Origin of the sequence: Citrifermentans bremense (genome assembly GCF_014218275.1) — a bacterium.
GTDB lineage: Bacteria > Desulfobacterota > Desulfuromonadia > Geobacterales > Geobacteraceae > Geomonas > Geomonas pelophila.
Window position 1 is genome coordinate 404,321 of record NZ_AP023213.1, and the last position, 18,076, is coordinate 422,396.

Consider the following 18,076-nt stretch of genomic DNA (forward strand, 5'->3'; position numbering starts at 1 on the left):
TGCAAAGGAAGACGGAAAGATATCACATCGTCGGTTCGCTGTCTCTAAAAACGGGACCGGCTACTTTTGAAAAATGAGGGAGCCTGTCGCCTTTTCTGAACCAGCTTGCGTTGTCATTTTGTTTGGCTATATTTTGTCTTTGTGTTTGCTAATTAAGGGATCGCTAACCGACGTCCGTTACAGAAAGTTCGGTCGGGGAGATGCCTCCATGTCTGGCCAACCGGTAAAGGAGAATCGCATGAAGCTGATCACCGAAGAGATGCTGGCGCGAGCGTACTACCGGGTCAAACCGTTGATGTCGCGCAGGCTGCAGATTATCGTGCGCAGCATGGTGGCCAGGCGCAAAAGGGCGCTCTACGGCGCCACCTGGCCCATCGACCCCGATGCCGGCGGCACCCCGGCCGGCTTTTCCGGCTGGCCGGGCGGGAACCGCTTCTCCGTGGTCCTTACCCACGACGTCGACACGGCGCGCGGCGTCGAGCGCTGCGAGCAACTGATGGCGCTGGAGCAGGAGATGGGGTTTCGCTCCTCGTTCAACTTCGTGGCCCACGACTACAACGTCCCCCCGGAGCTGCGCAGGAAACTGGTGGAACAGGGGTTCGAGGTGGGCGTGCACGGCCTGGAGCACAACCGGAAGCTCTACGAGTCGCCGGCCACCTTTGCCAAGCATGCAGCCTTGATCAACGGCTACCTGAAGGAGTGGGGCGCGGTCGGTTTCCGCTCGCCTTGCGTCTATCACAACTTCGAATGGCTGCACCAGCTCGACATAGCCTATGAGGCGTCCGCGTTCGACACCGATCCCTTCGAGCCGCAGTCCGACGGCTTGAGGACCATCTTCCCGGTGCACCAGACCGCGGTCCCGGGGCGGGAGTACGTGGTGCTTCCCTATACCCTGCCGCAGGATTTCACCATGTTCATCCTGTTCCGGGAAAAGGGGATCGACATCTGGAAGGAGAAGCTGCGCTGGATCGCCGAGCATGGCGGGATGGCACTCTTGATCACCCACCCCGATTACATGAGCTTCAACGGCTGCCGGCAGTTCGACGAGTATCCCTGCGAGCTCTACCGCGAGCTTTTGGAGCACATCCGGACCGAGTACCAAGGCGAGTACTGCCATTTTCTCCCCTATGAAATCGCATCTTTTTGGACCGAGCGCGTCGCCTTCCGGTAACCCCGGAGGCGGCGCTTTTGAGCCGACGCCGGCGTTCGGCAGGGGCGGCCTCTTTCTCCCCCCTGGAGGCGGCGCATGAAGCCGGTTCTGTGGCTGAACCTCATCTATGCGGCCGTCATCGCCGCGATCTCCCTCTCCTATCGGACAGGCGCCGACCGTTTCTGGCTCGGCGCCTTGAACCTGTACCTCCCCCAGGTGATGTGGGCTGTGCCCGGCATCATCCTCGTGGCGGCTACCTGGAAGACGGAGCGGACCTGGGTTTGGCTCCCGCTTTGCTTACTTTTGTGGGTGATCGGTCCCGTGATGGGGTACAACATCCCGCCGAACCGGGGGCAGGGTGAAGCATCGGGCGTTCCCATAAGGGTGATGACCTGGAACATCAAGTACGGAAAGCACGATCTCATGCCGCTGGTGGAGGAGATGGAGCGGAGCCGGCCGGACATCGTGCTCTTCCAGGACGCGGTGCGCGCCGGGGGGGGGCCTTTGGCCGGGTATTTCAGGGATTGGCACCTGCGCAGCCAGGGGCAGTACCTGGTCGCCAGCAGGTACCCGCTCACGGCGGCAGAGGTTCACGAGCTACCCTATTCGGGGCGCGGGAAGGAGTACTTCCTGCGCTGCAAGGTGCGCGTGGGCTCCTCGGAGGTATCTGTCTACGACGTCCATTTCAAGACCCCCCGCCGCAGCCTCAACGCGTTCCGTAAAGCCAAGCACGGCCCCTGGTACCTCCCCAAGGCCATCCAGAGGTTCGAGGACAACGTGTCGCTTCGGCTAGCCCAGGCCATGACCGTCGCGGGATACCTTGCGCGCGAGACGGGGCCGGTGCTGGTGGCGGGGGATATGAACTCCCCGGATCCTTCCCTTGTCTGCCGCACGCTCCGGGAGGCCGGACTCACCGATGCCTTCGCCGCGGCCGGGACGGGCTACGGCTACACCTACGGCCATTTCCTGCTGAGAAACAGGATCCCCTGGCTGCGCCTTTCCTGGATGCGCATCGACCACATCATGACCAACTCCTGGCTTACCGCTTCCCGCTGCTGGGTCGGGACCGGCAGGGCCTCGGACCACCGACCGGTAGTCGCCGATTTTTTCCTGAAGGATTCCCCCTAATTGCCGCTGTGATCCCCCAGTTGTAATTGCACTTTTCCACCGAGCGTGCTAGTTATGGTCGGTCATAACCAAGCGACGGGCCCCCTATGGGCGCCCGGACTGGAGTCTGTAGCATGCTCATCCTCACCCTCAACTGCCGGACCTTCTCCCTGCAGTACCAACTCTTCGACTGGGGACGAAACCTGACCCTGGCCAGCGGAAACGTGGAGCGGGTCGTCATCGGGGACACCTTCCTCACCCACAAGGTCCCCGGCAAGGCGCCCCGGCACCTGGACCGCGACTGCGCCGACCATACGCAAGCGCTGCAATTCGTGCTGGACACGCTGACCGACGCGAAGGACGGGGTGCTGCCGGAAGCGGCGAGCATCAGCGCCATCGGGCACCGCGTGGTGCATGGGGGAGAGAGGTTCACCAAGTCAGTCCTCATCGACGACGACGTGGTCGCGGCCATCAAGGAAACCGCGAACCTCGCCCCGCTGCACAACACCCCGAACCTGGCCGGCATCCGCGCCGCAAAGGACCTGCTCCCCAACCTGCCGCAGGTTGCCATCTTCGACACCGCCTTCCACCAGACCATGCCGGAAAAGGCTTACATCTACCCCCTTCCCTACGACTGGTACAAGCAGCACGGCATCAGGCGCTACGGTTTCCACGGCCAGTCCCACTTGCATGCCGCCAGAAGGGGAGCCGCCTTGGCCGGCGTCCCACTGGAGCGCTGCAACCTAGTGACGGTGCACACCGGCAACGGCGTGTCGCTCTGCGCGCTGAAAAACGGGGTCTCGGTCGACACCAGCATGGGCCTCACCCCGCTGGAAGGGGTGATGATGGGGACCCGCTGCGGGGACATAGACGCGGGTATCATACCGTTCATGATGAACGAGGCCGGGATATCGGCGGCGGAAATGGATCTCTTCCTGAACCAGAAGAGCGGGCTGGCGGGGATCGTCGGGCGCCGGGTGAGCCGCAGGACGGTGGTGGACGAGGCGGTGGTGGGGGACCCCCGCTGCCAGCTGGCGCTCGACATGGAGTCCTACCGCCTGCGCAAGTACATAGGCGCCTACATAGCCGTGATCGGTAGGCCCGACGCCATCGTCTTCACCTACGGCGAGGGGTGGGAGGACTGGCCGGTCCGGGGGATGGCGCTCAAGGGGATGGAGCAGTTCGGGATCGAGGTGGACCTGAAGCGGGACGAGGAGGCCCTGCGGGGCGAGCGGGAGATGCTGATCAGCGCCGACAGCTCGAAGATCAAGGTGTTCGCCCTTCCCAGCGGCGAGGAGATGATGCTCAACGAGGACGTGGCCGCCATCATGGGGTGGCCGGCGCGCGAGGCTGGTGCCGCCTAGATCTCGACCCGGTCCAGGAACGACTCGACCAGCGGGGTGAAGGTCTGGTGCTCCAAAAGGAAGGCGTCGTGTCCGTAGGCCGAGGTGATCAGGTGGTACTCCACCGGTTTCTTGAGCTTTTTAAGTGACTCGACCATCTCCTCGGTCTGGGCCGGCGGGTAGAGCCAGTCCGAGGTGAAGGCGAAGAACTGTATGGGCGCTTTTACCGGCGCGAACGCCTCCTCCAGCGACTCGCACCCGGATGCCACGTCGTAGAGGTCGAGTGCTTTGGCGAGGTAGAGGAAGGAGTTGGCGTCGAAGCGGTCCACGAAGTTGTAGCCGTTGTAGGTTAGGTAGCGCTCCACCTCGAACTGTCCGAAGAAGTCGAACTGGCCGTCGCGGGCGGAGAAGCGGCGGTCGAACTTGGCCGTCATCGACTCGTCCGAGAGGAAGGTGATGTGCCCGATGCCGCGGGCCAGGGCGAGCCCGTCCTTGGGATTCTTCCGGTATTCCCCTTTTTTCCAGTTAGGGTCGTTGAAGATGGCCCAGCGCGCCACCGCGTTCAACGAGATTGCCTGCGCCGAGGGGCGCGGCGTCGTGGCGAGCACCACGGCCGAGGCGACGCGCTCGGGAAACTGCGTGGTCCACTCCAGGGCCTGCATCCCCCCCATGCTCCCCCCCAGCACGCAGAAAAGCTTCTCTATTCCCAACCGGTCCATGAGCAAGGCCTGGGCCTTAACCATGTCGCGCACCGTGATCACCGGGAAGGCGAGGTTGTAGCGTTTGCCGGTCTTCGGGTTGATGGAGGTGGGGCCGGTGGAGCCGAAACAGGAGCCGATCACGTTGGAGCAGATCACGAAATAGCGGTCGGTGTCCAAAAGGCAGCCGGGCCCGACGATGTCGTCCCACCACCCCGCCCGCTTCTCGTCCTCGCTGTAGCGCCCGGCCAGATGCGCGCTACCGGTCCAGGCGTGGGTCACGAGGATCGCGTTGGAGCGCGACGCGTTCAGGGTGCCGTAGGTCTCGTAGGCTATGTCAATCGGACCCAGGATACGCCCGCTTTCCAGGCGCAGCTCGGTATCGAAGGTGGCGATCTGTTCTGTCACTATGCCGTAGGACATGTTTCTCTCTTCATTGGTGCCCGCGCGCTGCGGGTATTAAAAAAGCCCCGTCTCGGTATGAGAGAAGGGGCTTTTGTGGTGATGGAGCTAAAGCGCGCCTTTCTCATCTTCGCCTTTCGGCAGGATTTAGCACCTGTCGCCCATTTCTGGGCCGGTTGCTGTGGCTTCGCAGGGCCTTTCCCTCCACCACTCTAGATAAGCAGGTCTTTTATATGAAATTGTCGCTGCAGGATAAGGGAGCCGTTTACTTTTGTCAACGGCAAACTTATCCCTTGGTTTACAGGTCGTTGCGGTATTTCACCAGCAGGTAAAAGCAGATGACCCCTGCCACAAGCATCAGCGCGTCGCGCCCCCAGGGTATCGGTTTGCCGAGCCCGGAGTAGATCAGGGGATCGAGAAAGGCGCTGGTGATGAGCGTCACCGCGGCCAGGGAGAGCAGCTTTTTCATGAAGCGATCGCCTTGAAGACGGCGCTGAAGTCGTTATCCGACAGCCCCTGGGCCCGCGCCATCTTGAAGCTCTCGTTGGCGGCGGAGGCGGAAAAGAGCGGCTGCCCCAGCTGGTCCCCTAGCGCCACGGCGAGGCGCATGTCTTTTTGCATGTGCTTGAGCGGGAACGCGGTGGCAAAGTTTCCCTGTCCGATCTGCGCCCCCTTCAGCTTGAACATCGGGTTCGCCATGGCGCCGGCGTCGATGACGTCGAGGAGGTCGCTCCCCTCGAGCCCCGCCTTGTCCGCAAGGGCCAGCCCCTCGCAGAAGATGGTCATCATACCTCCCATGACCATGTTGACGATCAGCTTCATCTGCGCGCCGCGCCCGAGCTCGCCCAAATAAAGGCTTTTCTTCCCCATCTTTTCGAAGAGCGGGAGCGCCTGGTCGAAGAGTTCACGGTCGCCGGCGGCGAGGATTATCAGGGTGCCGTCCTCGGCCGGCTTCTTGCTCCCCGAAACGGGAGCTTCAAGGAACCTCCCCCCCTTGCCGGTGACGGCCGCGCCGATATCCTTGGCCGTCGCGGCGTCCACCGTGGACATGTCAACGTACCCCCTGCCGGCGCCGATCCCTTCCAGGGCGCCTTGAGGTCCGAAGCAGACCGCATGCGCCGCCGCGGGGTCGGCCAGCATGGCGATGGTGACGCTGCAGGAGGCGGTGACCTCGGCGGGGGTGGCGGCGACCGTTGCCCCGAGCGCCGCGAGCTCCGCGCACTTCTCCTGCGACCGGTTCCAGACCGTCACCTTGAACCCGGCCTTGAGCAGGTTCTTGGCCATCGCGCTTCCCATGATCCCCAATCCTAAAAATCCGTATTGTTCCATGTTCCTCTCCTTGGATAAATAGATTTATCGCCTGCTATTTCTTCGATGCCAGCGCCACCCGGCGCCACTTTCGCACCGAGTTTATCAGAAAGAGCGCCTCCGCACCCTCCAGGTCAGCCCGGGTCAGCACCCGCTCCTCGATCTTGCCCTGTGCGATCAGCTCCTCCCTGAAGGTCCCAGGCAAGAGCCCGCTCGCCATAGGAGGCGTCAGGTAGCGACCTTCGATGCGCGCCACGAGGTTGCTGTTGGCCCCTTCGGTGACTTCGCCCCGCTCGTTCTCGAAGATCACCTCGTCCAGTTCCGGCTGTGCCGCCAACTCGTCACGATAGCGGTCCCGCAGGGTGGTCTTGTGGTAGAGCAACGTGTCATCCGAGTCGACACGGGCGCTGGCGAAGCCTACGTTCGCTTCGGCCGCGACGGCCTCTATCGGCGCCGCCTCGCAGGCGATGCGCCCGTCACTAGAAAGGAGCAGGCGCACCTTGTAGCTCCCCCCGGCGGCGAGCCCCGCGGCGGTTTCTTCCAAGGCCCGACGGGCCGCGTCCGGTTGCAGCGCGAAGGAGAAGTGCGCGGCGGAGCGCGCCAGCCTTTCCAGGTGCCGCTCCAGCAGAAAGTACTCGCCGTCGTAAAGAAGCGATTCGATCAGCTGGAATTCCGGGACGAGCTCGCGGGCAAAACGCGCCTTGGAGAGGCTCTCGCGGTATTCCTCCCCGGCGCAGGAATCGTAGGTGATGCCGCTGCCGACCCCGATCTCCCCCTCGCCGCTCGCGAGGTCCAGGACGGCGGTGCGGATGGCGACGCTGAACTTGGCCTCGCCTCCCGGGGAGAGATAGCCGATGCAACCGGTGTATAGGCCGCGCGGCTCCTCCTCCAGTTGCGCGATGATCTCCATGCTCCTTTTCTTGGGTGCGCCGGTCACGGAGCCGCAGGGGAAAAGGGCTCGGAGGAGTTCCAGCGTCCCCACCCCTTCCCGCAGCCTCCCCTCGATGGTGGAGGTCATCTGGTGCACGGTGGGGTGGCTCTCCACGTCGAAGAGGGAGGCGACCCGCACCGAGCCGGTTTCCGACACCATCCCCAGGTCGTTTCGCAGCAGGTCAACGATCATCAGGTTTTCGGCCAGTTCCTTGGGGCTTTCCTTCAGCCCCCTCATCCGGACTCGGTCCTCGTCCGGCCACCTCCCCCTTGGGGCGGTCCCCTTCATCGGGCGGGTGGTGATAACGCCGTCGGACAGGGAGAAGAAAAGCTCGGGGGAGGCGGAGAGGATGCGGAAATTCCCGGTCTCGATGTAGCAGCCGTAAGGGGTCGGCTGGCTGCGGCTAAGCTCTGAAAAGAAGGAGCGGGGGCACCCTCGGAAGGAGAAGCGCTGGCGCAGGGTGAAGTTGACCTGGTAGCAGTCCCCGGCGGCAATCAGCTCCCTGATGGTCCGCACCCCCCGGTCGAACGCCTCCGCGTCCAGCGTTTGGCGCCAGTCGCCGCAGTGGAAAGGGCTTGACTGGGACGGAAGGGGGGTCCGGGAGCGGTTTCGGTAGAGCCCGAACCAAAGTAGCGGCAGCTTCCCCGGCGCACGGGTGGCGAGGTCGCCGTTAAGGGCGCCGGCGGCCTCGTAACTGATAAATCCCGCCGCGTGCAGACCCGAGGCGACCTGCCGTTCCAGGGACATAAGCGCCGGGACGACCTCTTCCGGCGTGGCGGCGCAGACCTCGCCCGCGGGCGCGCAGAAACTCCATCCATGCAGGTACGCGGGGGAAGCCGCGGTCAAGGCGATCCGACCGGGCAGAGCCCGGCGATGGGGCAGGCGAGGCACTTTGACTGGTCCTTGCCGTCGCATCCCTCGGAGATGCCCAGGTGGCAGATGGAGAAGTCGTATTTCACCGGGTCCGCCGGGTCGAGCTTACGCAGTGCGGCGGTGATCTCGCGCGCCATGCGCCAGTCCGCCTGCTTGCGGGAGGTGAAGCCGAGGAGCCTGCAGATGCGCTGGATGTGGGCGTCGACGGGGATAACCAGCTGGTCCGGCGTGATCCCCTTCCAGATCCCGAGGTCGATGCCGTCGGCCGGCCGCACCATCCATCTCAGGTACATGCAGAGCCTCTTGCAGGCGCTCCCCGAGGCGGGGGAGGGGAAGAAGAAGGGGAAATAGGAGTCGCCGGGGGGTGAGGCGGCGCCGAAGACGGGCGTCAGGTCGAGTGACTTCACAGCCTCGCTGTACCCGGTGAGGGTCTCGGTCAGGTCCTCGCGCCCCTGCCCGTGGAACCTGAGCATCCACCCCTCGACGGAGCCCTCCTGCTCCAGCATGGTGCGGCAGGCGAAAAGGAGCGCGCAGAGGTCGCGGGCGTCGTTGAAGCGGTGCTTGAACCCGGCGAATAGGCGAAAGCCTTGCTCCGGCTCGAACCGCTCCACGAAAAGTCGCGGGGAGTCCCCAATCCGGTCGAATATCCAGGCGAGGTTCTTCTTGATGATCTTCACGTTGCCGTAGGCGAAGGAGGAGGCGATGAGGCCGACGATCTCCAGGTCCCTGGGGTCCTGGTAGCGGTGGCAAAACGAGAGCGGGTCGTTGGCGAGGTGCTCCTGAGAGCGGGCGGCGTAAAGTGATTCAAGGATGTTTTTCAGGTCCAGCCGATTTCTCATTAGCGCAGCGCTCCCACCTTTTATGGACAATCCCTTTGAGCCTGCTAGATTATCATAGTGGCAAATCAGCTTAAAGGAAAAAGGGGGCGCAACACATGAAACTAGCAGAGCTCTTTCCGGAGGGGGGGCGAGGGGTGATCGCCACCGCCGACGCAGCAGGCGTGGTGAACCAGGCGGTCTTCGCCATACCGCACGTGGTGGATGAACAGACGCTGGCCTGGGGCTTCAGCGATGGGCGCAGCATCGCCAACCTGAGAGAGAACCCGCACGCGAGCTACCTTTACCTGGCGCCGTCCAGGGGTTACAGCGGCTGGAGGTTGAGCTTGACCATGAAGGAGGAGTTGGGCGAGGGGGATATGCTGGAGAAGATCAAGTCGCGTACGGCCCAGGTGGCGAGCCCGGAAGCTAGCTCTGCCGTGACCCGGGTCGCTTATTTCAAGGTGGACGAGGTGCGCCCTCTTATCTGACTAGCGCTTGGGCGGGGTCTCCAGGATGAAGGTCACCGGGCCGTCGTTCACCAGGGAGACCGCCATGTCGGCCTGGAAGATCCCGCTTTGCACAGGCACTCCCCGCTCCCAGACCTGTCCCATGAAGTAGTTGTAGAGGCGGTTCGCCTCCTCGGGGGCCGCGGCGGTGTCGAAGGAGGGGCGGCGCCCCTTGGAGCAGTTGCCGGCGAGGGTGAACTGGGAAACCGCCAGCATCTCCCCCTTCACCTCGGAAAGTGCCAGGTTCATCTTCCCCTCGCTGTCCGCGAAGATCCGCAGGTTGACGATCTTTTCCGCCATCCACTCCGCCTGGGCGCAGTCGTCGCCGATCTCCACGCCCAAAAGCACCAGGATCCCTTCGCCGATCTCGCCGACGACTTTCCCCTCAACCGTGACCTTCGCCTCTTTCACCCTCTGGATTACCGCCTTCACGAAAAGACCTCCTGTAGCAGCTCTCGATAAATCTCTTCCGCCTCGGGCGAGAAGGGGACGAATACCACCTTTTCCAGTTCCGGGTAGCGCTCAAGCGCCGCCTTCACCTCCTCCAGCGCGATCCTGCAGGCGGGGCGCATCGGGTAGCCGTAGACCCCGGTGCTGATGGCCGGGAAGGCCAGGCTGGAAAGCCCGTTTTCATGGGCCAGGCGGCAGGCGTTGCGGTAGCAGGAGCGGAGCAGTTCGGGCTCGCCGCGGCTGCCGCCGTGCCAGACCGGCCCCACCGTGTGTATCACGTGGCGCGCGGGCAGCCGGTATCCTGCCGTGATCTTGGCTTCGCCGGTGGCGCACCCGGACAAGGTCCGGCATTCCGCCAGGAGTTCCGGACCTGCCGCGCGGTGGATGGCGCCGTCGACGCCCCCTCCGCCCAAAAGGGTGCTGTTTGCCGCGTTGACGATAGCGTCGACGGAAAGCTTCGCTATGTCGCCGCGGACGATCTCCACCCTCTCGCTCAGCTTGTTGGCGCTCATGAAGGACCTCCGGCCCGATCACCCTTCGACCAGGCTCCTCAACAGTTTAAGGTTCACCGCGTCCATCTCGTCGGCGTCCCCCTTGGGGGTCTCGATTAACTTCGGGACCAGCTTGAACTGCGGGTCGTTCAGTATGAAGCGGAACGGCTCCAGCCCGAGCGCCCCCGCCCCGATGTGCTCGTGGCGGTCCACCTTGCAGCCGAGCCCCTTCTTCGAGTCGTTCAGGTGGAAGGCCATCAGCCTGTCGATCCCGAGCGCGGCGTCGAACTCGTCGAAGGTCTTGCGGTAGCCGCCCCGGTCGGCGATCGGGTACCCCGAGGCGAAAGCATGGCAGGTGTCGAAGCAGACGCCGAAGCGGGAGGGATAGGAACTCCCCTCGATGATCGCCTTCAGGTGATCGAAGCGGTAGCCCAGGTTCGTCCCCTGGCCGGCGGTGTTCTCCAGGAGCACCTTGCCGGTGTATTCGGGGACCTCGGCGAGGAGCTGGTCGAAGGCCTCGCAGATGCGCCGGATGCCGGTCTCCTCTCCGTCGCCGTTGTGCGAGCCGGGATGCATGACGATCTTCTTGATCCCGAGCGCGGCGCAGCGCTGCATCTCCTCCCTGAAGGCGATGAGGCTCTTGTCCTTTACCTCGCCGGGAGCAGCCGCCAGGTTGATCAGGTAGATGTCGTGGCTCACCACGTGGGAAATCCCCGAGGCGTCGAGCTTGTCCCGGAACAGCTTCGCGTCGGCCGGGGAGACCGCCTTTCCCTTCCACTGGTTCGAGTTCTGGGTGAAGATCTGGATCACGCCGCAGCCGGAGCTGACTCCGCGGTCCACGGCGTTATGGATGCCTCCGGCGATGGAGACGTGTGCGCCCAGCAGGTCCATGGTTTTCCTTTTTGGCAGGTCCCCTTCGATGGGGAGGGGAGGGTGATGATGGCTAGCCCAGGATGAGCTTCAACTGCGCCTTGATCAGCTCGGCCCGCTTCCGGTACTGCTCGGGTTTGAGCACCACTTCCTGGTGCGGCTCGCTCCACTGGGGGCGGGGCCAAAGCGGGTCCTTCGCGCGGCGCGGCACGATGTGCCAGTGCATGTGCGGCGCCATGTTCCCCAGCAGCTCGTAATTGATCTTGTCGGGGGTGAAGACGCTGTGCAGCGCCTGGGCCACGGCGGTCACCTCGGCCATCACCCCGTTTCTGACCGGCTCGCTCAGGTGGAAGAGCTCGGTCACGTGGTTTCTTGGATAGACGAAGCAGTAACCGGGAAAGAACTGATCCCGGTTCAAGGAGACCAGGGTGTGCTTGAGCTCGACCACCCTCTGGTCCGGATCGTCCTGCCACTTGCTGCAGATAGGACAGTTCATAAAACCTCTTTTAACGTCAATTAATAATTGACAATTGACAATTGACAATGGACAACGGAAAACCGGATTGACAATGCGGAGAGCGCACGTACCAGTGAAGCGGGCTTCAGTGAGGTGTGTTGCATTGTCAATCGTCAATTATCAATCGTCAATTGGTTCTATAAGTTTTATACGTCGATTTCCCCAGTGAAGACCTCGACTGCAGGGCCGGTCATGTAGATGTTGCCGTCCTCGCCCCACTCCATCTCCAGGTCGCCGCCGGTCAAGTGGTTCAGGATGCGCTTCTCGGTGAGCCCGTTCAGGACGCAGGCGGCGGTGACGGCGCTGGAGCCGGTGCCGCAGGCAAGCGTTTCGCCGGCGCCGCGCTCCCAGGTGCGCTGTCGCACCTCGGTGCGGGATACGATCTGGACGAATTCCACGTTGGTGCGGCGCGGGAACAGCTCGTGATTCTCGATCAGGGGGCCGTACTTCTCCACCTGGAACGCGTCAACGTCGTCCACGAAGATGACACAGTGCGGGTTCCCCATCGAGGCGCAGGTGATGTTGAAGGTGGAGTGGAGTACGTTGAGCGGCACGTTGACCACCCGCTCGTCCGGCTCTCCCAGCATGGGGATCTCCTTCCTGGTCAGCCTCGGCGGCCCCATGTTCACCCGCACCTTTTCGACCTTGCCGTCGGCTCCGGTGAAAAGCTGCAGTGTCAGGATTCCGGCGCCGGTTTCCGCCGTGATCTCCTTTTTCGCAACGATCCCGTGGTCGTAGGCGTATTTCGCCACGCAGCGGATACCGTTGCCGCACATCTCGCTTTCGGAGCCGTCCGAATTGAACATCCGCATCCTTACGTCGGCCACCTCGCTCGGCATGATCAGGATCAGCCCGTCGGACCCGATGCCGAAGTTGCGGTTGGAGACTTTTATCGCCACGGCGGCAGGGTCGTGCACCACCTCTTCAAAACAGTTGACATACACGTAGTCGTTGCCTGCACCCTGCATCTTTGTGAATTTCATAAGGAATGACCCCCGGAAAAAGTATTGTTCTCTAATAGCAAAATCGGCAGAGTCCAACAAGAAAAAACCGGAGTCGCTTGACCCGCGGTGCATCTTTTAAGTAAGATCGTGGAAAATTTGACACGGAGGCTTCATGGAGCTGAAAAACAGGATCTGGATGAACGGGAATCTCGAATGGTACGCCTACATCGGCGACGCCGAGGTGTTCCTCGGTAGCCGCGAGGTTCCCATACCGCTGGAGGAAGGGGACAAGTGGACCAACGCCTACGGCGACGTTTTCGAGGTGGTCGACTCGGCCATCGTCCACATGGAAAGGGTCGAACCGCCCCAGAGATACTGGTAACCAAGCCACTTTGCCCAGGTAGACAATTACAGGGCCCTCCCTGTTTATATTCTTGACATGGAAAATGTGGTACTGTATCTTCAGTTAGCCTTTAAAACAGGGGAGATACTATCATGAGATTATCCACCAAGAGCCGCTACGGACTGCGGGCTCTTTTCGACATCGCCTACAACGCCGGGAGCCAGCCGGCGCAGATCCAGGACATATCGCGCCGGCAGGACATCTCGCCGCGCTACCTGGAGCAGATCTTCCAGGGGCTTAAGAAGCACGGGATTTTGAAGAGCAAGCGCGGACCTCAGGGGGGCTACTGCCTCGCCAAGAGCCCGGAGGAGATCACGGTGCGCGCCGTCGTCGAGGCGACCGAAGGGGATACCCTCATCGTCGACTGTTCCGGCCGCAAGAAGGGTGAGTGCAGCTTCGACGGCAGTTGCGTCACCCAGACCGTCTGGGAAGAGTCCAACAACAGGCTGAACGAGTTCTTCGAGTCCATTACCCTGAAGACCTTGTGCGACCGCGGCGAGTCGCTCGGCATCAAGCGGGAGCAGGACCACCGCTTCATGTACTTCATCTAGGGGCGGGGTGGAAAGGGGGGTGGCGCCAGGAGATTTCCTGACGGCTCCTCTGGCCCCGCCCGAACACTACCTTATGCAAACTCCCCAGGACAAGTACTTGAAGCTGCAGGAGATCCTGCGTGACATGGGATCCCTGCTGGTCGCCTTCTCCGGCGGCGTCGACTCTACCTTCCTTCTCAAGGCCGCCTTTGACACCCTGGGCGGCGAAAGGGTGCTGGCGGTCACCGCCACCTCCCCCACCTATCCCGAATCGGAGCTTGCCGAGGCCACGCGGCTGGCTGCCCTGATAGGGGCCCGCCAGGAGCTCGTGGTCTCCAACGAGCTGGAGATCCCCGGTTTCAGCCACAACCCCAAGGACCGCTGCTATCACTGCAAAAGCGAGTTGTTCCGGATCTGCACCGAAAAGGCGCGGGAGCACTCCCTTTCCTTCGTCGCCGACGGGAGCAACACCGACGACCTGGGCGATTACCGCCCCGGCCGCACCGCCGCCTGCGAGCTGAAGGTGCGCTCGCCGCTTCTGGAGGCGGGGCTTTCTAAAAGTGACATCCGGGAGCTGAGCCGCGGGCTCGGGCTCCCCACCTGGGCCAAGCAGGCCTATGCCTGCCTGGCCAGCCGCTTCCCCTACGGGACCGAGATCACGGAGCAGAGGCTGAACCAGGTGGAGCGCTGCGAGGAGTTCTTGAAGGGGGAGGGGTTCACCGTGTACCGGGTGAGGTTTCATCTGGAAAGCGCGCGCATCGAACTGAGCGAGGCGGAGCTGCCGCGTATGCTGGAGCCCTCGCTGAGAGCGAGGACCCTGGAGTTTTTCCGCGCCGCCGGCTTCACCTATGTATCGCTGGACCTGCAGGGGTATCGCGCCGGAAGCATGAACGAGGGGTAGGGCGAGAGCCGGCGCCCTATTTCACCTCGACTGTGACCGGTTTGGCGCGCAGCTTGGGGATCACGATGGTGAGGACGCCGTAGTCGCAACTGGCGCTGATCCGGTCGGTGTCGAGATCGCCCGGCAACGCAAAGCTTCTCTGGAAGGGGCCGAAGTAGCGCTCGATCCTGTGGAAGTTCTCCTTCCTGATCTCCTCGGAGTGCCTGCGCTCCCCCTTCACGGTGAGGGTCTGCTCCTCCACCTTGATCTCGATGTCCTTTTGCTCCATGTCCGGAACTTCAACCTTGACGGTGACCGCCGCGGCGTCTTCATAGACGTCGGCGGGGGGATGCCAGACACCTTCCCTTATCTCTTCGCCGATCTCCCTGGTCCACGCCATGTCCAAAAGCCGGTTCATCTTGTCCTGCATGCTTCTGAGTTCGCTCAACGGGTTGTACCTGACGATCGCCATCGCTCTCCTCCGTCCGGCGCCTGGGCGCCCCAAAATGCAGATATCAAATTAAGGGGAGGGGGCCGTCTCCTCAAGCCCCCTCCCCGTTGTTCCTATCCTGCCGTCTTTTAGACTCTCTTTCCTTTGGGAATTGTGTGTTTCAGTTTCTTGGAGCCGTCATAGAGGTGTTGCTTTGTCAGTTCCCGCTGTGCCTTGAGGTCTTTTTTGTCGTAATCCACTGCCAGGTTGATTTCCATCTCCTGTGCCAATTCGTCGATGGTTCTCTCTTCGTCTCGTGCCATGCTGGCTCCCCTTGATCCTGGTTGTTGTGAGTCGACTACCAAAATGCGCTGAACCTGCTGCACCCCCTTTTTAGTTTTCCAAATCATAGCAGTTTGGCACTTTTTTGCAACAGAACATTTCGCCTTGAACCACAAGGGTTTATCGGATAATATGGGCGGGAATTTGCCCCAACGAAGGAGCCTTTATGGTGCAGTACAAGGTGGTCGAACTGAGTCACGTCTCCGAGGAAACGATCGAGGAGGCGTTGAACGAATGGACCCGCAAGGGGTGGAAATTTGACGCCCTGCAGTTCGCCATGCGCGACGCAAGCCGCCGCCCCGCCATGGCCTTTGTAGTATTCACACGCGAGGAGCCCTAGTGACAACTGAAACAGAGACGCTGTACCTTCTGGACGGCTCTTCCTACATATACCGCGCCTATTTCGCCATCAGGCACCTCTCCTCCCCCAACGGTTTTCCCACCAACGCGCTCTACGGCTTCACCCAGATGCTCCTCAAGGTGATGAAGGACCGGGCTCCGGCCCACGTCGCCGTCATCTTCGACGCCGGCAAGATCACCTTCAGAAACGAGCTCTTCCCCGCCTACAAGGCAACCCGGAGCGCAATGCCTGAGGACCTGGCCCAACAGATCGAGCCGATCAAGCAGATGGTGCGCGCCTTCAACATCCCGGCGCTGGAGCTGCCCGGGTACGAGGCGGACGACATCATCGGCACAATCGCCAAGAAGTGCGAGGCCCAGGGGATGTCCTGCGTCGTCGTCACCGGCGACAAGGATCTGATGCAGATCGTATCCGACCGGGTCACCCTGCTCGACACCATGAAAGAGAAGAGCTCCGGTATCGCCGACGTGTACGAGAAGTTCGGCGTGGCGCCGGAACGGGTGGTGGACGTGCTGGCCCTTTGGGGGGACGCCTCTGACAATATCCCCGGGGTCCCCGGCATCGGCGAGGTGACGGCGAAGAAACTGTTGCAGGAGTTCGGCTCCCTCGACGAGCTCCTGGCCCGCGCCGGCGAGGTGAAGGGGAAAAACGGCGAAAGGCTGGTGGAGTTCGCCGACCAGGCGCGCCTTTGCCGCACCCTTGCCACCATCGACTGCAACGTCCCCATCGAGTACAGCATCGACGACTTCGCTGTCACCCCCCCCGACAACCGCCGTCTTGCGTCCCTCTTCCGCGAGTACGGCTTCGCCACCCTCTTGAAGGACCTGACCAGCTCTCCCACCCTCTCCTGCGACCGCTACTCGCTGGTCCTGGCCGAGGCGGAGCTGCGCCAGGTGGTATCCGAGCTGGAAAAGGCCCCTGCCTTCGCCATCGACCTGGAGACCACGAGCCTGAACCCGAGGGAGGCGCGCGTCGTGGGATACGCGGTGAGCTGCCGCCCGCACGAGGCGTGGTACATCCCGGTCGGGCACCGCTACCTGGGGGCGCCGGAGCAGCTTCCCGAGGCACTGGTGCTGGAGCTGCTCGGGCCGCTCTTGAAGGACCCCGCGCGCCGCAAGATCGGCCAGAACCTGAAGTACGACTACCAGGTGCTCCGGATAGCGGGGATCGAGCTGACGGGGATCTGGTGCGACACCATGCTTGCCGCCTACCTGGTGAACCCGGCGCGCAACAGCCAGGGGCTGGACGCCCTGGCGCTGGAGTACCTGGACCACCGCATGATCTCTTACTCCGAGGTGGCGGGAAGCGGCAAGTGCGAGCTGAACTTCTCCGAGGTTGATCTGGACCGCGCCGGTCCCTACTCCTGCGAGGACGCCGACGCCACTTACCTCCTGCACGAGATACTGCTCCCCAAGGTGCGGGAGCAGGGGATGGAGGAGCTTCTCTTCGACCTGGAGATGCCGCTGATGCGGATCCTGGCCGACATGGAGCTCCACGGGGTGAAGCTGGACGTGGAACTCATGAAGGAGCTCTCCACAGGGTTCGGCAGACAGCTGATCGAGCTGGAAGCGCAGATCCACGAGCACTGTGGCGGCCCCTTCAACATCAACTCGCCCAAGCAGCTCGGGGAGATGCTCTTCGAGCGCATGGGGCTCGCGGTCGGGAAGAAGACCAAGGGGAAGACCGGCTGGTCCACCAACGTGGAGGAACTGGAGCGGCTGGCCGAGGAACACGAGGTGGCGAGGCTACTTTTGCAGTACCGAAGCATCTCGAAGCTGAAATCGACCTACACCGACGCGCTCCCGAAGCTCGTCGATCCCGCCACCGGCCGCGTGCACACCTCCTACAATCAGGCCGTGACCAGCACCGGCAGGCTCTCCTCGAGCGACCCGAACCTGCAGAACATACCTATCCGGGGCGAGGAGGGACGCGGCATCAGGCGCGCCTTCATCGCGGAGCCGGGGAGCTTGATGCTCTCGGCCGACTACTCCCAGATCGAGCTCAGGGTGCTGGCGCACCTCTCCGGCGACCGCGTCCTTTGCGATGCCTTCGCCGCTGGCGAGGACATCCATCGCCGCACCGCTTCCGAGGTCTTCGGCATGTTCCCGGAGCTCGTGACCTCCGAGATGAGGCGCCAGGCCAAGGTGATCAACTTCGGCGTCATCTACGGGCAGGGGGCCTTCAGCCTCGCCAAGGAGCTGGGGGTGACCCCGAAGCAGGCAAAGGCGTTCATCGACAGCTACTTCGAGCGTCACAGCGGCGCGCGGAGCTTTCTCGACAGCTGCATCAGGGAGGCGGAGGTCTGCGGCTTCGTCACCACGATCATGGGGAGAAGGCTCTGCATCCCCGAGATCGCCAGCAAAAACGGCAACGTGCGCGCCTTCGCCCAGAGGAACGCAGTGAACTACCCGATCCAGGGCTCCGCCGCCGACATCATCAAGGCCGCCATGCTGAGGGTGAGCCGACGCATGCAGCAGGAGCGGGTGGCGAGCCGGCTGATCATGCAGGTGCACGACGAACTGGTTTTCGAGGTCCCCGAGGGGGAGCGCGGTCTCATGGAGGAGCTGGTGCGTACCGAGATGGAGGCAGCACTGCCGCTGTCGGTGCCTCTCAAGGTCGACCTCAATTTCGGGCTCAACTGGAGCGAGGCGCACTAGATCTTTGTTGGCCAGCTGTTGGACTGGTCGGGTTTCCGATGAACAAAGCGGGTCCGGAGAGGCGA

21 protein-coding genes and 1 riboswitch are annotated in these 18,076 nt (G+C 62.7%); of the genes, 9 read left to right on the forward strand and 12 right to left on the reverse strand.

The annotated features are described in order from the left end of the window. Positions 1-238: 238 nt before the first annotated feature. The 3 genes from GEOBRER4_RS01665 (at position 239) to GEOBRER4_RS01675 (ending at position 3,621) form a co-directional block, all read left to right on the forward strand. A complete protein-coding gene (locus tag GEOBRER4_RS01665) occupies positions 239-1,171 on the forward strand; it encodes a polysaccharide deacetylase family protein (protein WP_185243962.1) in 933 nt (310 codons plus the stop codon). 75 nt (positions 1,172-1,246) lie between these two features. Beyond that, positions 1,247-2,278, forward strand: a complete 1,032-nt coding sequence (locus GEOBRER4_RS01670) for an endonuclease/exonuclease/phosphatase family protein (protein ID WP_185243963.1) — start codon at positions 1,247-1,249, stop codon at positions 2,276-2,278. A 113-nt stretch (positions 2,279-2,391) separates the two neighbouring features. Beyond that, positions 2,392-3,621, forward strand: a complete 1,230-nt coding sequence (locus GEOBRER4_RS01675) for an acetate kinase (protein WP_185243964.1) — start codon at positions 2,392-2,394, stop codon at positions 3,619-3,621. On the opposite strand, the gene metX is transcribed toward GEOBRER4_RS01675, so the two are convergent. The 5 genes from metX to GEOBRER4_RS01700 all read right to left on the reverse strand — a co-directional run bounded on the left by metX (position 3,618) and on the right by GEOBRER4_RS01700 (position 8,651). Further along, positions 3,618-4,721, reverse strand: coding sequence for a homoserine O-acetyltransferase MetX (gene metX, locus GEOBRER4_RS01680; RefSeq protein ID WP_085814144.1), 1,104 nt, complete (start codon positions 4,719-4,721; stop codon positions 3,618-3,620). The genes GEOBRER4_RS01675 and metX overlap by 4 nt on opposite strands. 100 nt (positions 4,722-4,821) lie before the next feature. Continuing rightward, positions 4,822-4,923: riboswitch (SAM riboswitch) on the reverse strand. 75 nt (positions 4,924-4,998) lie between these two features. After that, complete coding sequence (locus GEOBRER4_RS01685) at positions 4,999-5,169, reverse strand: hypothetical protein (RefSeq protein ID WP_162843129.1); 171 nt, start codon at positions 5,167-5,169, stop codon at positions 4,999-5,001. Then, positions 5,166-6,029: an NAD(P)-dependent oxidoreductase gene (locus tag GEOBRER4_RS01690; RefSeq protein WP_185243965.1), complete on the reverse strand. Its 864-nt coding sequence runs from the start codon at positions 6,027-6,029 to the stop codon at positions 5,166-5,168. The genes GEOBRER4_RS01685 and GEOBRER4_RS01690 overlap by 4 nt, the downstream gene beginning before the upstream one ends. Positions 6,030-6,063: 34 nt before the next feature. Beyond that, the gene (gene pabB / locus GEOBRER4_RS01695; RefSeq protein ID WP_185243966.1) at positions 6,064-7,785 is read right to left on the reverse strand and encodes an aminodeoxychorismate synthase component I; all 1,722 of its coding nucleotides are present in this window, start codon (positions 7,783-7,785) and stop codon (positions 6,064-6,066) included. After that, positions 7,782-8,651: a TIGR02757 family protein gene (locus GEOBRER4_RS01700; RefSeq protein WP_185243967.1), complete on the reverse strand. Its 870-nt coding sequence runs from the start codon at positions 8,649-8,651 to the stop codon at positions 7,782-7,784. Before GEOBRER4_RS01700 ends, pabB begins: the two co-directional genes overlap by 4 nt. Before the next feature lie 95 nt (positions 8,652-8,746). Here GEOBRER4_RS01700 and GEOBRER4_RS01705 point away from each other — a divergent pair, with 95 nt between their 5' ends. Then, the gene (locus GEOBRER4_RS01705; RefSeq protein ID WP_185243968.1) at positions 8,747-9,118 is read left to right on the forward strand and encodes a pyridoxamine 5'-phosphate oxidase family protein; all 372 of its coding nucleotides are present in this window, start codon (positions 8,747-8,749) and stop codon (positions 9,116-9,118) included. Here the strand turns inward: GEOBRER4_RS01705 and dtd are convergent, their stop codons facing one another. The 5 genes from dtd to dapF all read right to left on the reverse strand — a co-directional run bounded on the left by dtd (position 9,119) and on the right by dapF (position 12,447). After that, on the reverse strand, positions 9,119-9,568 hold the full coding sequence (dtd, locus tag GEOBRER4_RS01710) for a D-aminoacyl-tRNA deacylase (protein ID WP_185243969.1): 450 nt from the start codon (positions 9,566-9,568) through the stop codon (positions 9,119-9,121). Then, on the reverse strand, positions 9,565-10,098 hold the full coding sequence (locus GEOBRER4_RS01715; protein WP_185243970.1) for an O-acetyl-ADP-ribose deacetylase: 534 nt from the start codon (positions 10,096-10,098) through the stop codon (positions 9,565-9,567). The genes dtd and GEOBRER4_RS01715 overlap by 4 nt, the downstream gene beginning before the upstream one ends. A gap of 18 nt (positions 10,099-10,116) precedes the next feature. Continuing rightward, positions 10,117-10,968 carry a deoxyribonuclease IV gene (locus GEOBRER4_RS01720; RefSeq protein ID WP_185243971.1) on the reverse strand — a complete coding sequence of 284 codons (852 nt, stop codon included), beginning with the start codon at positions 10,966-10,968 and terminating at the stop codon, positions 10,117-10,119. Positions 10,969-11,020: 52 nt separating this feature from the next. Next, positions 11,021-11,443 (reverse strand): HIT family protein, encoded by a 423-nt coding sequence (locus GEOBRER4_RS01725; RefSeq protein ID WP_185243972.1) that lies wholly within the window; start codon positions 11,441-11,443, stop codon positions 11,021-11,023. 167 nt (positions 11,444-11,610) lie between these two features. Then, entirely contained in the window at positions 11,611-12,447 is an 837-nt protein-coding gene (gene dapF / locus GEOBRER4_RS01730; protein WP_185243973.1) for a diaminopimelate epimerase, read from the reverse strand. 133 nt (positions 12,448-12,580) lie between these two features. Here dapF and GEOBRER4_RS01735 point away from each other — a divergent pair, with 133 nt between their 5' ends. From GEOBRER4_RS01735 to larE, 3 genes are all read left to right on the forward strand, one after another. Further along, positions 12,581-12,790, forward strand: a complete 210-nt coding sequence (locus GEOBRER4_RS01735) for a hypothetical protein (protein WP_185243974.1) — start codon at positions 12,581-12,583, stop codon at positions 12,788-12,790. Between the two features lie 113 nt (positions 12,791-12,903). Then, a complete protein-coding gene (locus tag GEOBRER4_RS01740; protein ID WP_185243975.1) occupies positions 12,904-13,362 on the forward strand; it encodes an RrF2 family transcriptional regulator in 459 nt (152 codons plus the stop codon). A 73-nt stretch (positions 13,363-13,435) separates the two neighbouring features. Then, positions 13,436-14,242, forward strand: coding sequence for an ATP-dependent sacrificial sulfur transferase LarE (gene larE, locus GEOBRER4_RS01745; RefSeq protein ID WP_185243976.1), 807 nt, complete (start codon positions 13,436-13,438; stop codon positions 14,240-14,242). Positions 14,243-14,258: 16 nt separating this feature from the next. On the opposite strand, the gene GEOBRER4_RS01750 is transcribed toward larE, so the two are convergent. Both GEOBRER4_RS01750 and GEOBRER4_RS01755 read right to left on the reverse strand, forming a co-directional pair. Beyond that, entirely contained in the window at positions 14,259-14,693 is a 435-nt protein-coding gene (locus GEOBRER4_RS01750) for an Hsp20/alpha crystallin family protein (protein WP_185243977.1), read from the reverse strand. A 107-nt stretch (positions 14,694-14,800) separates the two neighbouring features. After that, positions 14,801-14,974 carry a hypothetical protein gene (locus GEOBRER4_RS01755; protein WP_162843128.1) on the reverse strand — a complete coding sequence of 58 codons (174 nt, stop codon included), beginning with the start codon at positions 14,972-14,974 and terminating at the stop codon, positions 14,801-14,803. A gap of 185 nt (positions 14,975-15,159) precedes the next feature. Here GEOBRER4_RS01755 and GEOBRER4_RS01760 point away from each other — a divergent pair, with 185 nt between their 5' ends. Both GEOBRER4_RS01760 and polA read left to right on the forward strand, forming a co-directional pair. Further along, positions 15,160-15,333, forward strand: a complete 174-nt coding sequence (locus tag GEOBRER4_RS01760; RefSeq protein ID WP_185243978.1) for a DUF4177 domain-containing protein — start codon at positions 15,160-15,162, stop codon at positions 15,331-15,333. Then, a complete protein-coding gene (gene polA / locus GEOBRER4_RS01765; RefSeq protein ID WP_185243979.1) occupies positions 15,333-18,011 on the forward strand; it encodes a DNA polymerase I in 2,679 nt (892 codons plus the stop codon). The genes GEOBRER4_RS01760 and polA overlap by 1 nt, the downstream gene beginning before the upstream one ends. The last annotated feature ends 65 nt before the right edge of the window (positions 18,012-18,076 follow it).

Coding starts and splice junctions, on each gene's coding strand:
- GEOBRER4_RS01665 (WP_185243962.1), top strand. CDS start 239: ATGAAGCTGATCACCGAAGAGATGCTGGCGCGAGCGTACTACCGGGTC.
- GEOBRER4_RS01670 (WP_185243963.1), top strand. CDS start 1,247: ATGAAGCCGGTTCTGTGGCTGAACCTCATCTATGCGGCCGTCATCGCC.
- GEOBRER4_RS01675 (WP_185243964.1), top strand. CDS start 2,392: ATGCTCATCCTCACCCTCAACTGCCGGACCTTCTCCCTGCAGTACCAA.
- metX (WP_085814144.1), bottom strand. CDS start 4,721: ATGTCCTACGGCATAGTGACAGAACAGATCGCCACCTTCGATACCGAG.
- GEOBRER4_RS01685 (WP_162843129.1), bottom strand. CDS start 5,169: ATGAAAAAGCTGCTCTCCCTGGCCGCGGTGACGCTCATCACCAGCGCC.
- GEOBRER4_RS01690 (WP_185243965.1), bottom strand. CDS start 6,029: ATGGAACAATACGGATTTTTAGGATTGGGGATCATGGGAAGCGCGATG.
- GEOBRER4_RS01700 (WP_185243967.1), bottom strand. CDS start 8,651: ATGAGAAATCGGCTGGACCTGAAAAACATCCTTGAATCACTTTACGCC.
- GEOBRER4_RS01705 (WP_185243968.1), top strand. CDS start 8,747: ATGAAACTAGCAGAGCTCTTTCCGGAGGGGGGGCGAGGGGTGATCGCC.
- GEOBRER4_RS01715 (WP_185243970.1), bottom strand. CDS start 10,098: ATGAGCGCCAACAAGCTGAGCGAGAGGGTGGAGATCGTCCGCGGCGAC.
- GEOBRER4_RS01720 (WP_185243971.1), bottom strand. CDS start 10,968: ATGGACCTGCTGGGCGCACACGTCTCCATCGCCGGAGGCATCCATAAC.
- GEOBRER4_RS01725 (WP_185243972.1), bottom strand. CDS start 11,443: ATGAACTGTCCTATCTGCAGCAAGTGGCAGGACGATCCGGACCAGAGG.
- dapF (WP_185243973.1), bottom strand. CDS start 12,447: ATGAAATTCACAAAGATGCAGGGTGCAGGCAACGACTACGTGTATGTC.
- GEOBRER4_RS01735 (WP_185243974.1), top strand. CDS start 12,581: ATGGAGCTGAAAAACAGGATCTGGATGAACGGGAATCTCGAATGGTAC.
- GEOBRER4_RS01740 (WP_185243975.1), top strand. CDS start 12,904: ATGAGATTATCCACCAAGAGCCGCTACGGACTGCGGGCTCTTTTCGAC.
- larE (WP_185243976.1), top strand. CDS start 13,436: ATGCAAACTCCCCAGGACAAGTACTTGAAGCTGCAGGAGATCCTGCGT.
- GEOBRER4_RS01750 (WP_185243977.1), bottom strand. CDS start 14,693: ATGGCGATCGTCAGGTACAACCCGTTGAGCGAACTCAGAAGCATGCAG.
- GEOBRER4_RS01755 (WP_162843128.1), bottom strand. CDS start 14,974: ATGGCACGAGACGAAGAGAGAACCATCGACGAATTGGCACAGGAGATG.
- GEOBRER4_RS01760 (WP_185243978.1), top strand. CDS start 15,160: ATGGTGCAGTACAAGGTGGTCGAACTGAGTCACGTCTCCGAGGAAACG.